Below are 14,945 nucleotides of genomic sequence, written 5' to 3' on the forward strand. Positions count from 1 at the left end.
ACCTGTACCCATACCGAACACAGAAGTTAAGCTCTTTAGCGTCGAATGTAGTTGGGCTTACGCCCTGTGAGACTAGAACGTTGCCAGGCTTTTGAGGTCTATTGCTAATGCATTAGACTTATTATTCCACAGTAGCTCAGTTGGTAGTAGCATCTGACTGTTAATCAGAGGGTCGCAGGTTCGAGTCCTGCCTGTGGAGCCATTTTTTGGCCCGTTGGTCAAGTGGTTAAGACACCGCCCTTTCACGGCGGTAACACGGGTTCGAATCCCGTACGGGTCACCATTTGAACGGAGGTTTAGCTCAGCTGGGAGAGCACTTGCCTTACAAGCAAGGGGTCAGCGGTTCGATCCCGTTAACCTCCACCATTTTAAATAAGCCGGGAAGATAGCGAAGAGGCTAAACGCGGCGGACTGTAAATCCGCTCCTTAGGGTTCAGTGGTTCGAATCCACTTCTTCCCACCATTCTAATATTGGGATATAGCCAAGCGGTAAGGCAACGGACTTTGACTCCGTCATTCCCCTGGTTCGAATCCAGGTATCCCAGCCATGAGCCATTAGCTCAGTTGGTAGAGCATTTGACTTTTAATCAAAGGGTCGAAGGTTCGAGTCCTTCATGGCTCATTAATTTAATAAAAGGCTAATTAATTAGCCTTTTATATTTTTGGCCCGTTGGTCAAGTGGTTAAGACACCGCCCTTTCACGGCGGTAACACGGGTTCGAATCCCGTACGGGTCATCTTAACCAAGTCGTAACTTTTGTTACGACTTTTTTTTATAATTAAGTTTTATAAAGATTAAAGAGCAAGTCTATTTATACTAGAATTGCTCTTTAATTTTATTTTTTTAATTCTTTTGCTGTGAAGCTAAGTGGTAATACTTCTTCAAAAAAGTTGTATACTTCATATTTATTTTTTGATGTTCCTAGAATTAACTCAAATTCTTCATCTGCAAATTCCGAAATAACTTGTCGACATACTCCACAAGGTGGACAGTAATTCTCTAAATTCCCATTAGGACCACCTACGACTGCTATTTTTTTAAATTTTGTTACACCTTCACTAACAGCTTTGAATATTGCAGTTCTTTCTGCACAGTTAGTAGGAGAATAGCTTGCATTTTCTATATTACATCCAGTGTATATTTTTCCATTATCTGCGAGTATTGCTGCACCAACTTTAAAGTTTGAATATGGAACGTACGCAAATTTTGTAGCTTCTATAGCGGCTTCTACTAGTGTTTGATTTATATCTTCGTAGAATTCATTTTTTTCCTTTAATAATTTCATAACTGAATCAGCAACGCCACCTTCAGAATTTGTTTTCTCAGTGATAATTTTAGAAGTTTTCTGTAAATCTTTATTTCCATTTTTCATTGCAATACTATATTCAACTATATCTAGCATGGCTTGATCATTAAGATTATCACCTATAGCAATAGCATTTTTTAAGTTGATATCATGTATATCAGCGACTATTTTTAATGCCTCGCCTTTCGTTGCTTTTTTGTCCATAATTTCGATGTTATTAGCACCTGATGATGTAACACTAATATTATCATTTCCTGAAAGAAGTTCAGTAGCATGTTTTAATTTTTCTAAATCATTTGATATACCTATTACTTTAATAGCAGGATTATTTTCTTGATTTAAGTATAACTCTATATTATCAACTTCTGTAATATGTCCTAATGCAAGTCTATTTCTAGCTTCTTGTCTTAAGTGCTGTTCGTTTGGTTCTTCGCCATTTGCTCGTATTAGATCGATATATGCAGTTATATCAGTTTCTATACTATTTGTATAAATGGTATTTTTTGTATAAAGTTGATAGCTTATTTCTAAACTTTTTAAAATTTCAATTGTATAGTATAAATCTTTTAATTTCATTGGAGTAATATTAATTATATTCCCATTCTTATCGTATATTATTCCTCCGTTGAAGCTTATAACATCACATTTTATATTTTCATTTTTTAATGCTGGTAATGCTTCATAATAGGCTCTTCCGGTCGCCACTACAAATTGAATTCCATTTTTTTGTGCAAATTTTATAAGTTCTATATTTTCTTTTGGGATTTTGTGGTCACTATTTAGTAAAGTGCCATCCATATCGCTAGCAATTAATTTAATCATGTAATTATAAGAAATACGATTGTTTATCGAATTTCATACCCCTTTCTTCAGTGTAATTTGATTATAACATAAGAGGAAGTATATTGTAAGTGTTTGTAATAATATACTTTGCTTTGAGTTTAATTTCTATTATAAATTGTATATTTATGATAAGATAGAATGTAACTAGATTGTATGTAGAGAGTGATAGAATATGATAATTAGAGATTTAATTAAAGATAATAATTTAGAAGAGATATTTACTAATGTAAAAATTGGTTTAGAAAAAGAGGGACAACGTATCTTAAAAGATGGTACGATTTCAAAAACAGATCATCCAAAAGTATTTGGAGTACGTCATGAAAATCCATATATACAGACAGATTTTGCTGAATCACAAGTTGAACTTATTACAACCCCAGAAAACAGTGAAAAATCTGTACTTAGAGTATTAAATGCAGTTCATGAGGTTACACTTAAAAATATACCTGCTAATGAATTCATATGGCCATTAAGTATTCCAGCAATTTTACCGGATGAAAAGGATATAAGAGTTGCTCAATTTGAGAATAAATTTGATGTAGAGTATAGGGAGTATTTAGTAAAAAAATATGGGAAATACAAACAAATGGTTTCAGGAATTCACTATAATTTCCAACTTGATGATAAGTTTATGGAGAAAATTTCAGAAATTACTAAGAAAGATTTAGTTAGTGTAAAAAATGAAATTTATTTAAAATTAGCTAGGCAATTTATTAGATACCAATGGATATTGATATACCTATATGGAGCTTCTCCATTAGCTGAAGATAAGTATTTTACAAATGGAATTGAACCTGATCATTATGTGAGGAGTTTACGTACTAGTCGCTTTGGCTATGTTAACGATGATGATATTAAAGTATCGTATAGTTCATTAGAAAAATATATTGAAGATATTACAGGTTATGTGAAAAATGGCAATCTAATAGCTGAAAAAGAATTTTACTCTAGTGTTCGTTTTAGAGGTGCTGATACTATCGTGAAATTTCCTAAAGAAGGTATTAAATATATGGAATTCCGTCTTTTCGATTTAAATCCATTTGCACCTTTTGGTATTTTAGAAAAAGATATAAGATTTGTTCATTTATTCCTAAAAACATTAGTTTGGTTAGATGAAGTGAATAAAGAAACTTCAGAATCATTAGGTTATGAGTATAGTGAAAATGTCGCATTAACTCATCCATATGAAAATGTTCCTTATGAGGAAGAAGGAATATGGTTATTAAGTCAAATGAAAGAATTAGTTAAGGAATTAGGTTTATTTGACAATGATATTAAATTAATCGATGAAAAAATAGATGAACTACAAAATCCAAAAAATACTCTAGGAGCTAAGTTATTAGCTGAGTATGAAAAAGATAACAATATGTCTAGAGTTGGTATCGAACTTGCTAAAAAATATAAAGAAGAGGCATTAAGAGAATATTATTCATTAAGTGCTTTTGCTAACATGGAACTCTCTACACAGGCGGTAATAGAAGATGCTATAAAAAATGGAATTAAAGTAGATGTAATTGATGAAAATGATCAATTTATTCGTTTAGAAAATAAAGATCATATTGAATATGTAAAAAATGGAAATATGACGAGTAAAGATAGTTATATCTCTCCATTAATTATGGAAAATAAAGTAGTAACAAAAAAAGTTCTTGCTGAAAAAGGTTTTAGAGTACCTAAAGGATATGAGGTATCTAGTTTAGATGAAGCAATTCAGAAGTTTAATTATATAAAAAATAAACCAATAGTTATAAAACCAAAAAGCACTAATTTTGGCTTAGGTATAACGATATTTAAAAATGGAACAAATTCGTTAGAAAACTATTCAAAAGCTGTAGAATTTGCGTTAAAAGAAGATAAAGATATATTAATTGAAGAATTTATAGAAGGAATAGAGTATAGATTTTTTGTAATAGAAGGAAAAACAGAAGCTGTATTATTAAGAGTTCCTGCCAATGTAGTTGGTGATGGAAAACATACAATTAGAGAATTAGTTGAGATAAAAAATTCTAATCCATTAAGAGGAGACGCAAAAAAAACTCCACTGAAAAAAATTGAATTAGGAGAGATTGAAAAACTACAATTAGCTGAACAAGGATTAAACTTCGATTCAATATTACCAGAAAACAAGGTTGCATATCTTAGAGAAAACTCTAATATAAGCACAGGTGGAGATTCTGTAGATAAGACAGATGCTGTTCATGAAAGTTATAAAAAATTAGCTGTAGGAATTACTGATGCTATGATGGCTAAAGTATGTGGAGTTGACTTGATTATTCCAGATATAACAGAAGAAATAAATGGAGAAAATTACGGTGTTATTGAGGCTAATTTTAATCCTATGATGATGATGCATATCTATCCACATTCAGGTAAGTCAAGAAGATTATCACTAAATGTACTGAAAATGTTATTCCCGGAAAGAAACATTAAATAATACAAGTATAATTGATAAATAGTTAATGAATAGGGCTTACCCAAAAGTCATAAAATTTAACAAAGTGTATATGAGAACTCATAGACGCAGTGATTTATTGATATCTAAATTCGCTTTATAAAAGCTTTTTAGATATCTAATAACCTGTGCGGGGGTGACTCTACAAAATCGATTTCTTTGAAATCACGATTTTTGAGTCACTCCCATTTTTATATTTTAGAAAAATACAAAGAATATTATGAAAGATTGAAAATAATATTTTCATACCATTATTTTTAAAATAAAAATTCACATATAGAGTGACTAAAATATGACTTAATTTAACTTACGAAAGCTATATTAATACTTTTTATAATTAAATAATAAAAAAAAATATGTTTTATATCTTATCTTATAAAATAGAAATCGATTTCAGTATTTGTAAAGTAAGAAACTAAAACATTTACAAAAAAATTAATAAATGATATAATCTATTTGTATGCAAAGGTATACACGTCATAATAAAATAAGTATTATATAAAAGGAGGTACTAAGATGGTAGGAATTATCATCGCGAGTCACGGTGAATTCGCTGCTGGAATTAAACAATCAGGTTCTATGATTTTTGGTGAACAAGAAAAAGTAGAATCAGTTGTATTTATGCCAAGTGAAGGACCTGAAGACTTGCAAAGAAAACTTCAAGAAGCTATTGCTAAAGTAGATTCTGAAGAAATTCTTTTCCTTGTCGATCTTTGGGGTGGAAGTCCATTTAACCAAGCTAACAAGTTATTTGAAGAAGCACCAGAGAAAAGAGCAATCGTAGCAGGATTAAACTTACCAATGCTTATCGAAGCATATGCTAGTAGATTCACTATGACAACAGCTCACGAGATTGCAAAAGCAATCACACCAACAGCTATTGATGGGGTTAAAGTTCGTCCTGAAGAACTACAACCTAAAGCAGCTGTAGCTGAAAGTACAACAGTAGCACCTCAAGGAGAAATTCCTGAAGGTACAGTATTAGGAAATGGGAAAATCGATTTTGTATTAGCCCGTATCGATACTCGTCTACTACATGGACAAGTTGCAACTAACTGGACAAAAGCAACTCATCCAAACAGAATTATTGTAGTTTCAGATTCAGTATCAAAAGACGAATTACGTAAAAAACTAATTGAGCAAGCAGCTCCTCCAGGAGTTCGTGCACACGTAATTCCATTAGATAAACTTGTTCAAGTTTATAATGATCCACGTTTTGGTGATACAAAAGCATTATTATTATTTGAAACACCACAAGATGCTCTTGCAGTAATTGAAAAAGGAGTAGAGATTCCAGAATTAAACATTGGTTCTATGGCTCACTCAGTTGGTAAAGTTCAAATTAACAACGTATTATCATTAGATCAAGAAGATGTAGAAGTATACAAAAAACTTCGTGATTTAGGTGTTAAATTTGATGTACGTAAAGTATCTAACGATTCACCGTCAGATTTATTCAAACTTATTGAAGCTAAATCTAGCGAAGGTTTAAAATTATAATTTAATAGTTATTAGGAGGACACTATGGAATTTAGTATTCTAGCAGTTATATTAGTCCTTGTTGTTGCGTTTTTAGCAGGTATGGAAAGTATCTTAGACCAATTCCAATTCCATCAACCAATTATTGCTTGTTCTTTAATCGGTTTAGCAACAGGACATTTATCAGAAGGTATTATTTTAGGTGGAGCTCTTCAATTATTAGCGCTTGGATGGGCTAATATTGGGGCTGCGGTTGCTCCAGATGCAGCTTTAGCATCAGTAGCATCTGCTATTATTTTCATTAAAGCTGGTGACTTCTCAGCTGAAGGACGTATTATTGCAATTGCAACAGCTGTTACTTTAGCTACAGTTGGTCTAGTACTTACTATGGTAGTTCGTACACTATCAGTAGTTATCGTTCACCAAGCTGACCGTGCAGCAGAGCAAGGAAACTTCCGTGGAGTTGAATTTTGGCACTATGTAGCTCTTGCAGCTCAAGGATTACGTGTTGCTATTCCAGCAGGATTATTAATGTTCATTCCATCATCTGCAGTTCAAAAAGCTCTTGAAGCATTACCAAAATGGTTCACTGAAGGTATGGCAATCGGTGGAGGAATGGTAGTTGCAGTTGGGTTTGCAATGGTTATTAACCTAATGGCAACAAAAGAAGTATGGCCATTCTTCTTCTTAGGATTTGCATTAGCACCAATTAATGAATTAACATTAATTGCAACTGGTATCATTGGATTATGTTTAGCAATTATTTACCTTAACCTTTCTAAAAATAAAGGTGGAGGCGGTAGTGGAAATACTTCATCTGGAGATCCACTAGGTGATATCTTAAACGATTATTAAGAAGGAGGAACTACAAAATGTCAGAGAAAAAAATTACATTAAGTAAAAAAGATCGTCGTAGCGTAATGTTACGTTCTCAGTTCCTTCAAGGTTCATGGAACTATGAACGTATGCAAAATGGTGGTTGGGCATTCTCATTAATCCCAGCACTTAGAAAATTATATCCAAACAAAGAAGATGCTACTCAAGCATTAAAACGTCACTTAGAGTTCTTTAACACTCACCCATACATTGCAGCACCTATCCTAGGGGTTACACTTGCTTTAGAAGAAGACAAAGCAAATGGAGCTGATATCGATGATGCGGCAATCCAAGGGGTTAAAGTTGGTATGATGGGACCATTAGCTGGTATTGGGGATCCAGTATTCTGGTTTACAGTTCGTCCTATCCTTGGAGCTATCGCAGCTTCATTAGCAACTGGTGGTTCAATTATTGCACCATTATTCTTCTTTATTGCATGGAACTTAATCCGTATTGGATTCTTATGGTACACACAAGAGTTCGGTTATAAAAAAGGTTCTGAAATTACAAGTGACCTTTCTGGTGGTATTTTACAAACAATTACAAAAGGAGCTTCAATCCTTGGGATGTTCGTAATGGGTATCTTAGTTCAACGTTGGACTAATATCAGTTTCCCATTAGTAGTTTCTAAAGTACAGTTAGATGAAAAAGCATTTATTCATTTCCCAGAAAAAGGAACACACATTACTGGTGAAGTATTACAAGATATTGTTACAAAAGCAACAAGTGGTAAGTTCTCATTAACACCAGAAAAAGTTACAACATTACAAGATAACTTAAATCAACTTATTCCTGGATTTGCAGCGTTATTATTAACATTCGCATGTATGTGGTTATTAAAACGTAAAGTAAGCCCAGTAGTAATAATCTTCGGATTATTCGCATTAGGTGTCATTGCTCACGTAGCAGGTGTAATGTAATAAAGCATAGGAGGTTGAGGCAAGATGTCTCAACTTCCTTTTTAAAATTAGTAAACAAAATAGAGTGGAGGTGTTAGGTATGGTAGTATCTATGAATACTAAGGTAGTTTATACAACGAAAGCTAATTGTCTTACTGGATCAATTGGAAACAAGCATGGAGATGTGATGGTAGGAGATAAAGCTTTTGAGTTCTATAATCATAGAAATCCAGAGGATTATATTCAAATACCTTGGGCTGAGATTGAAAAAGTACGAGCACAGATGTTTTTTAGAGATAAATATATCAGAGGATTTTTTATCGATACAAAAAGAGCTGGAAGTTTCAATTTTATAGTCAAAAATTCTGGAAAGTGTTTAAAAGAAATGAGAGAATTTATTGGTAATGACAAGATAGTAAGGAATAAACCAGTATTATCATTAAAAAAATTATTTAGAAAAAAAGATTAATACTCTGATATTAGTCTTTTTTTTAATTTTAAAAATATTTTCATGAAAAAGCAATGTAAACAGCGTATTTTTCTTGTATTTTATGAATATTTATATTAAACGAATATAGTATTTTAGAAATAGTATTATAATATCTTATAGGTGTACTAATTTTAAAAGAGAAAGAAAGAGGTAAATAGATGGAACTATCATCAAATTCTCCTACTCGAAGGCAAGGTATAATTATGTTTGCATTGATAATTACAGCATATGTAGTATCTGCTACAAACTGGGTAGCAGGATCAAATTTATCGAAACAAATTACAGATCATTATTTTAATGGTGAGAAAGTATCACCTATAATATCTGAGGTTGTTAACTATACAATTACAATTGTTAGAATTATAGCTAATTCATTAGCAGCATTTATTTTGATTAGATTACATCCAAGAAAAGCTGTACTGTTAGCATTATTCTGTCTATGTTTTTCATTTTTTGCTATATTCACTCATATATACAATATCTAGAATGATAATGGCATTTGGTGGATTAATGATTATAGTTTTCATAAATTCATTTGTGTCGAAATTTATACCAAATGATAAGAAAATAATGACAAGTGCAATCATTACCGCAGCATACAATATGGGAGCTGCTTTGGTTGTTATATTATTTTTGTTTTTAGATTTCCAGAAACAAGACCGAAGAAATAAAAAAGAAATCTTTAGAGGTAAAAAAATATCTCTAAAGATTTTTTATTTTAAAATTATGTTAACTAAAATGAAAAAATTTTGATATGATTCTGTAATTTTCACATCAGCTATAATTTAGTTAGAAATAATATAATATTTATTAATGCAATTTAGTAGGTCATATATTAAAAATATGGTATATTATCCTTAAAAGCATAGAAAATAAAGGAGAGATAACATGAGTAAAATAAAGAAAACAGCATTAATAGGAGTAGTAGGTGCATCTGCTTTAACAGCAGGGTATTATACTTTTGTGAAACCAAGTATACAAACTACACCATCAAATCAAAAAACGCAGAACATTAACCAATCAGAAAATAAAGAATCAAAAAATACAACAAATAGTACAACTTCTTCAAAAAAAGAAGGTATAACGTATAAAGATGGTACGTACACAGGTGCAGTAACTAAAACAAATAAAGGTGATTTTCAAGTAAGTGTTGTTGTTAAAGGTGGGAAGATTTCTAATGTAAATGTACTACTTCAACCAGATGAAGAATTTTCACAAAGTATTAATAAGACGGCGCTTCCTAAGTATGTTGAAGAAGCGATAGAAGCACAGAGTAGTGATATTGCATTAGTATCAGGAGCGTCTGAAACTTTTGAAGGATTCAAAGGTTCATTACAGGATGCATTAAATAAGGCTAAATAAGATGGTTAAGTATAAAACTTATGTTTTAAAAAAAATGAATATGCCTTTTACAATTGCTTTTGTAAAGAATAATTTCGATGAAACTTTAATAGAGGTATTGAATCAAGTTATCGATGAGATTGATAAATATTTGAAAAAAGTAGAAGAAAAATTTTCACCATTTCTGACTGATAGTTTGGTTAGTAGGCATACCGATTTAGGTGAAGTTTTACAAGAAAATTTTTTTGATTTAGAATATCAAGAAGTGTATAGCCGTTCAATTTTAGCAAAAAAAGAGACGCGAGGCTTATTTGATCCGTTTTTTGAAGGAAAATATAATCCGACAGGACTTGTTAAAGGTTGGGCTATAGAAACTGTTTTTATGAAATATATTAAGCCATTAATTGATAATAATATTATAGAAGCTGGTGCAATTAATGGAGCTGGAGATATGCAAGTAGGTACTAGTCTTGATAGTGATTTTTCTTGGGAAATAGGGATAGAAAATCCTGAGGATAGAGAAAAGATAATAGCTAGATACAGTATAAAAAATGGAGCGGTGGCAACCTCGGGGATTAATAAAAAAGGCCAGCATATTAAAAGTGAGAATGATATTGAGCATATCCAAGTTACAGTTATTGGAAGATACTTATCAGATGTAGATGTAATGGCAACAGTGGGTATAGTATCCAATAAAAATGTTTGGAGTGAATTTGTAGAAAAAAATAAATTGACTGGAATTTTGTTAACAAAAGAGGGAATTAAAAGAGTATTTGAGGAAGGAAAAATAACGGATGTTGAGAGAACATAAATTTATATTTAATATGATTTGGTTAATAGTACTATTAACGATACCATTACCATTAATAATAACAGTAGGAAATGGTTTACCTGAGGTATTTGGAAGTAGAGTATTAGCGATTAATTTAGGAGTATTTGCATATTCATGGATGCTTTCAGCAATATTCTTATCGACTCAACCTAAATGGTTAGATAGAATAATAGGTTTACCAGATATGTATATAATTCATGGAGTAACTGCAATTTTTGCTGTAATTTTTATGTACTTGCATGATCAGTTACTAAAGTCGTCAGGCCTTATAAAATTAACTGGTGAGTGGGCAATGTATATATTTATGGCAATAATTGTCTATTCTCTTGTTTTTATGGCAGGTTGGTTAACTTCAAGGATTAGTATTTTGATGAAAATAAAGAAAGCATTAGAAAAAATATTTAAACATGAATTATCTATGTGGATACATAGGCTTAATTTAGTAGCTGCGTTACTTGCATTTTTACATGTACTTCTGATTCCTTATATTAGAAGTATAGTTTCATTTACAGTATTAGTTATTTTATACACTGTTATAGCGTTTGGAGTATATGGGTACTATGCATATAATAAATACTTAAATGTTAAAGTTGGTATTTTGAAAAATGTGAGAAAAGTTGACAATAATATAACTGAATTAACAATAACTACTAGTAAATCAGTTTTAAGAAAAATAGAAGCGGGAGATTTTGCATTTATTTCCTTTCCTAATGTAAAAGGAATGAAAGAACCTCATCCATTTTCTATTTTAAATATTCCAGAACGTGATGGATATGTTCAAATGTCGATAGAAGGAGTAGGAGATTTTACTAAAAATCTATCTAATTTAGAAGTAGGAGAAAAAGTTAATTTAACAAGAGGATATGGAGTCTTAAGTTCAATGATAGAAAAATCTGATAAGAATGAAAAGTTTGTTCTTATTGGAGGAGGGATTGGTGTAGTTCCTTTACTTGGATTAGCAGATAAGTTTGATGATAAAGATATTACATTTTTATATACTGTAAAAAAAGATAAGAAATTATTATATCAAGAAAAATTTGAATTATGGAATGAAAGAAGTAATTTTAAATCACATTGTCAAAATGGGAGGTTTACTTCTGAACAATTAAGTGATAATTTACCAATTGGAGATGACTATAATTATATTATTGCAGGCCCAATGGTGATGAATATTTCATATGAAAAACTATTAAAAGAAAAAGGGATAGGAAAAAATAGAATATTCTATGAAGGATTTAATTTCTAACATAGAGATTAATAAGGTTGTGTGGGAGCGACTCAAAAATCGTGATTTCGAAGAAACAAGATTTTGTCGAGTCACCCCCGCAACAGGTTATTAGATATCTAAAAAGCTTTCATAAAGCGAATTTAGATGTCAATAAACCACTGCGTCTATGAGTTATCATATACACTTTTTTAAAATTTAGGACTTTTGGGGCAACCCTTTTTTATTTGTTATATAATCGTATAGTCTAAAATGCATTATGGTGTTATAATAATTAATGATAAAACATCATAAGAAAGTAGGATAAACTTGAAAAAAATTGGAATTATATTAATAAGAAAAGGTTCAAAAGGTCTAGTAGACAAAAATATAAAGTTATTTTGTGGAAGACCATTATGTTTTCATACTATAGATGTGGCATTGGAAAGTGGCAAGTTTGATGAAGTTTGGATATCTTCTGATTCAGAAGAATATTTAGATGTTTGTAGAGAAGAATATGGTGAGAAATGTATTTATAAGATTCGTGATGAAAATGTTTCACTAGATTCTTCAACGACATTTGATACATTGAATTATTTATTTAAGGACATACAAGAAAATTTTATATTTATAAATTTGCAAGTCACATCGCCTATAAGAAAGAAAGAGCATATACTAGATGCTTTTGATTTGTTTGAAAACTGTGACCATTTAGTGTCATTTAGTAATTATAGATTAAATAAAAGTTTATTTATGGATGAAAATGATGGGTATTTGATACCTTCAAGGCATGGTGGTGATTACAGAAGACAGGATGAACCGGTCAATATTTATCCAAATGGTTCAATATGGATGTCAACAAAAGACAATTATTTAAGGGATAAAACATTTTATTCAAAAAGAACAAAAGTATTTAAGATGGAAAAAATATATAGTTATGATATTGATGATGAGTTAGATTTTTTTATCTGTGAGAGTATATATAAGAAAATTATGAATTAATAATAAAAGAATCGCAAGAAATTTTTATTTCTTACGATTCTTTTATTTTATCGCCTACGATTATTTTGGGCGGCTCTAGTTGATCCTGCTGTATTGTTAGCAGAAGCTCTTGAATTTGCTGTACCTTGATTTATAGTTGCTCTAGTAGCTGAGTTTGTTAGTGAATTAAATACTGATGTTAATGCAGAACGATTATCACGTTGTTTTTGTGCAAGTGCTGCTTGATAAACAGCATCACGATCACTACCAGCATACATATAGTCTGTTTCTTTATTTCTTTCTTTAGCGTATTCAACTCCATTTTTCGACTCGATTCCTGCTGGTTTTTCAAATGCTGCAGGAACTTTATTATCTGAAGCTTTCTTCATAACATTTGCCATTATAACTTGGGTTGTTTTTGCTTGCTCATAAGATAAAGCTTTAGCAGCTGAATCGACTACATCAGCTCCTTGCCAAACTGCAACAGTATAGTCAGTGGTATAACCTATCATCCAGCTATCTTTTGTAGAATTAACTACATCAATTCCATAGTTGTAATATGCGGTGTCATCGAAGGTACTAGATCCAGATTTACCAGCCATGTCAAAGTTTGGAATTTTACCATTAGGAGATGTTCCATCTTCAGTTAAAACTCCTTTTAAGACGTTTGTCATAAGATAAGCTGTTTCCTCAGACATTGCTTTTACAGGCTCAGACTTAATATTTACCAATTCTTTACCATTAGCATTAAATACTTTTACAATAGTAGAAGGTTTGTTATAGTAACCTTTATTACCGAATGAAGCAAAGGCTCCAGCCATTTGTAAAGTTGAAACTCCATCAACATTACCACCGATTGCTGTAGTAGGTTCATCTTTAGTTACAGGTATTCCTAATCTTTCAGCAAAAAGTTTAGATCTTTCATATCCTACAGATTCGAAAGCGCGTACTGCGGGAATATTGTAAGACCAAGACACTGCTCGAGTCATAGGCACTGTTCCATGATAAATTCTATCCCAGTTTTGAATATAAAACTCAGTTCCAGCTATTTTATATGGTGTATCAGAAAATGTTGTTTGTGGGTCCCAACCATAATATTCTATCCCAGGAGCATAGTCGATTAGAGGTTTAATTGATGAACCAGGTTGTACACGTGCGTCTACTGCGAAGTTATAACCACCAGCTTTATAATTTTTTCCTCCACCGATAGCTTCAACAAGTCCAGTTTTAGTATCAAGAACAGAAATAGCGGCTTGAGAAGCATGCGGTGTCATCGGGTAAGATTGATTGTCTAACATATCTTGAACATACATTTGTAATTCGGGATTTAAGTTAGTATAAACTTTTAGTCCCATAGACAATGGATCTTTAACATTTTCAAAGTTTTTATTTTCTTTTAATTCTTTAGTAATTTGATCTATGTAAGCAGCAAACTTAGGATTATAAGTGTGTTGATTAGCTCTTTCTTCTTTTGTTTTGCTTACAATACCTTCAGTAATTGGTGTATTAACTGCATTATTGTATTCATCTTCTGAGATTTTTCCATTACTTAAAAGTGCATATAATACAGTATCGCGTCGTTCTTTAGCTTGTTCAGGATAATCGTAAGGATTATATAATATTGGTTGTTGAGGCATACCAGTCAAAAGAGCAACTTGTGGTAAAGTCAACTGATCTAATTCTTTATTATAGAAATACTTGGCAGCTGTTTTTATACCGTATTGTCCATCAGAATAGTATATTTTGTTCATATACATTTCTAATATATCTTTTTTAGAGTATTTATTTTCTAATTTTAAAGATAAGTATGCTTCTTGAATTTTACGTTGTAACGATTTATCTGATGTAAGTAATGAATTTTTTACTACTTGTTGAGTTATTGTACTAGCACCTTGTTGAGCAGAATTAGAACGTATGTTAACAAGAACTGCTTTGATAAGACGAATAGGATCGATCCCAAGGTGAGAATAGAATCTTGTATCCTCTGTTGAAAGAACCGCATCAGTTATATTTTTAGGGATATCTTCTAATGATACATATTCTCTTTTTTCAGCTCCGACAGTAGCGATTAAATTAAGATTTTTATCATAGATTTCCGATGATAAAGGATCTTGTAAGTTTGCCTGAGTAATATCAGGAACATCTCTTAATTCACGTGCAAATAGTATCATAACAACAAAGAATAATACTAAGCAGATTGAAAAAAAGATTGAACTTATATATTTAAACAAAGTTTTCATCT

At 31.4% G+C, this 14,945-nt stretch carries 13 protein-coding genes, 7 tRNA genes and 1 rRNA gene; 19 read left to right on the forward strand and 2 right to left on the reverse strand.

Annotation, left to right across the window (positions count from 1 at the left end; genetic code table 11):
- The 8 genes from rrf to PNO30_RS07150 form a co-directional block, all read left to right on the forward strand.
- Window positions 1–89: ribosomal RNA gene (gene rrf, locus PNO30_RS07115) — 5S ribosomal RNA — on the forward strand; the annotation flags it as partial.
- Between the two features lie 36 nt (window positions 90–125).
- Window positions 126–202 (forward strand) — tRNA-Asn (locus PNO30_RS07120).
- A 6-nt stretch (window positions 203–208) separates the two neighbouring features.
- Window positions 209–283, forward strand: a tRNA-Glu gene (locus PNO30_RS07125).
- 7 nt (window positions 284–290) lie between these two features.
- Window positions 291–366: transfer RNA gene (locus PNO30_RS07130), tRNA-Val, on the forward strand.
- Between the two features lie 13 nt (window positions 367–379).
- Window positions 380–463, forward strand: a tRNA-Tyr gene (locus PNO30_RS07135).
- 9 nt (window positions 464–472) lie between these two features.
- Window positions 473–548: transfer RNA gene (locus PNO30_RS07140), tRNA-Gln, on the forward strand.
- 1 nt (window position 549) lies between these two features.
- Window positions 550–622 (forward strand) — tRNA-Lys (locus tag PNO30_RS07145).
- Window positions 623–664: 42 nt separating this feature from the next.
- Window positions 665–736, forward strand: a tRNA-Glu gene (locus tag PNO30_RS07150).
- Window positions 737–835: 99 nt separating this feature from the next.
- On the opposite strand, the gene PNO30_RS07155 is transcribed toward PNO30_RS07150, so the two are convergent.
- The gene (locus PNO30_RS07155) at window positions 836–2,128 is read right to left on the reverse strand and encodes a cytidine deaminase (protein ID WP_271987698.1); all 1,293 of its coding nucleotides are present in this window, start codon (window positions 2,126–2,128) and stop codon (window positions 836–838) included.
- 193 nt (window positions 2,129–2,321) lie between these two features.
- Between PNO30_RS07155 and gshAB the strand changes: the two genes are divergently transcribed.
- The 11 genes from gshAB (at window position 2,322) to PNO30_RS07205 (ending at window position 12,724) form a co-directional block, all read left to right on the forward strand.
- Window positions 2,322–4,583, forward strand: a complete 2,262-nt coding sequence (gene gshAB, locus PNO30_RS07160; RefSeq protein WP_271987700.1) for a bifunctional glutamate--cysteine ligase GshA/glutathione synthetase GshB — start codon at window positions 2,322–2,324, stop codon at window positions 4,581–4,583.
- 534 nt (window positions 4,584–5,117) lie between these two features.
- A complete protein-coding gene (locus tag PNO30_RS07165) occupies window positions 5,118–6,101 on the forward strand; it encodes a mannose/fructose/sorbose PTS transporter subunit IIA (RefSeq protein ID WP_271964795.1) in 984 nt (327 codons plus the stop codon).
- Window positions 6,102–6,125: 24 nt separating this feature from the next.
- A complete protein-coding gene (locus tag PNO30_RS07170) occupies window positions 6,126–6,935 on the forward strand; it encodes a PTS mannose/fructose/sorbose transporter subunit IIC (protein WP_271987702.1) in 810 nt (269 codons plus the stop codon).
- A gap of 17 nt (window positions 6,936–6,952) precedes the next feature.
- On the forward strand, window positions 6,953–7,876 hold the full coding sequence (locus PNO30_RS07175; protein ID WP_271964797.1) for a PTS system mannose/fructose/sorbose family transporter subunit IID: 924 nt from the start codon (window positions 6,953–6,955) through the stop codon (window positions 7,874–7,876).
- Between the two features lie 79 nt (window positions 7,877–7,955).
- Complete coding sequence (locus PNO30_RS07180; protein ID WP_003146809.1) at window positions 7,956–8,324, forward strand: DUF956 family protein; 369 nt, start codon at window positions 7,956–7,958, stop codon at window positions 8,322–8,324.
- 179 nt (window positions 8,325–8,503) lie between these two features.
- Window positions 8,504–8,830, forward strand: a complete 327-nt coding sequence (locus PNO30_RS07185) for a hypothetical protein (RefSeq protein ID WP_271964798.1) — start codon at window positions 8,504–8,506, stop codon at window positions 8,828–8,830.
- 25 nt (window positions 8,831–8,855) lie between these two features.
- Window positions 8,856–9,098: a hypothetical protein gene (locus tag PNO30_RS08935; RefSeq protein ID WP_334212535.1), complete on the forward strand. Its 243-nt coding sequence runs from the start codon at window positions 8,856–8,858 to the stop codon at window positions 9,096–9,098.
- Between the two features lie 135 nt (window positions 9,099–9,233).
- Window positions 9,234–9,707 carry an FMN-binding protein gene (locus tag PNO30_RS07190; protein WP_271964799.1) on the forward strand — a complete coding sequence of 158 codons (474 nt, stop codon included), beginning with the start codon at window positions 9,234–9,236 and terminating at the stop codon, window positions 9,705–9,707.
- 1 nt (window position 9,708) lies between these two features.
- On the forward strand, window positions 9,709–10,497 hold the full coding sequence (locus tag PNO30_RS07195) for an FAD:protein FMN transferase (protein ID WP_271964800.1): 789 nt from the start codon (window positions 9,709–9,711) through the stop codon (window positions 10,495–10,497).
- Window positions 10,481–11,764, forward strand: a complete 1,284-nt coding sequence (locus PNO30_RS07200) for an iron reductase (protein ID WP_271964801.1) — start codon at window positions 10,481–10,483, stop codon at window positions 11,762–11,764. Before PNO30_RS07195 ends, PNO30_RS07200 begins: the two co-directional genes overlap by 17 nt.
- A gap of 288 nt (window positions 11,765–12,052) precedes the next feature.
- The gene (locus PNO30_RS07205; protein ID WP_271987704.1) at window positions 12,053–12,724 is read left to right on the forward strand and encodes a cytidylyltransferase domain-containing protein; all 672 of its coding nucleotides are present in this window, start codon (window positions 12,053–12,055) and stop codon (window positions 12,722–12,724) included.
- 47 nt (window positions 12,725–12,771) lie between these two features.
- Here PNO30_RS07205 and PNO30_RS07210 read toward each other — a convergent pair whose 3' ends face one another.
- The gene (locus PNO30_RS07210) at window positions 12,772–14,943 is read right to left on the reverse strand and encodes a transglycosylase domain-containing protein (RefSeq protein WP_271987706.1); all 2,172 of its coding nucleotides are present in this window, start codon (window positions 14,941–14,943) and stop codon (window positions 12,772–12,774) included.
- Between the last annotated feature and the right edge of the window lie 2 nt (window positions 14,944–14,945).

Origin of the sequence: Gemella haemolysans (assembly GCF_028308085.1) — a bacterium.
GTDB classification, from domain to species: domain Bacteria; phylum Bacillota; class Bacilli; order Staphylococcales; family Gemellaceae; genus Gemella; species Gemella haemolysans_D.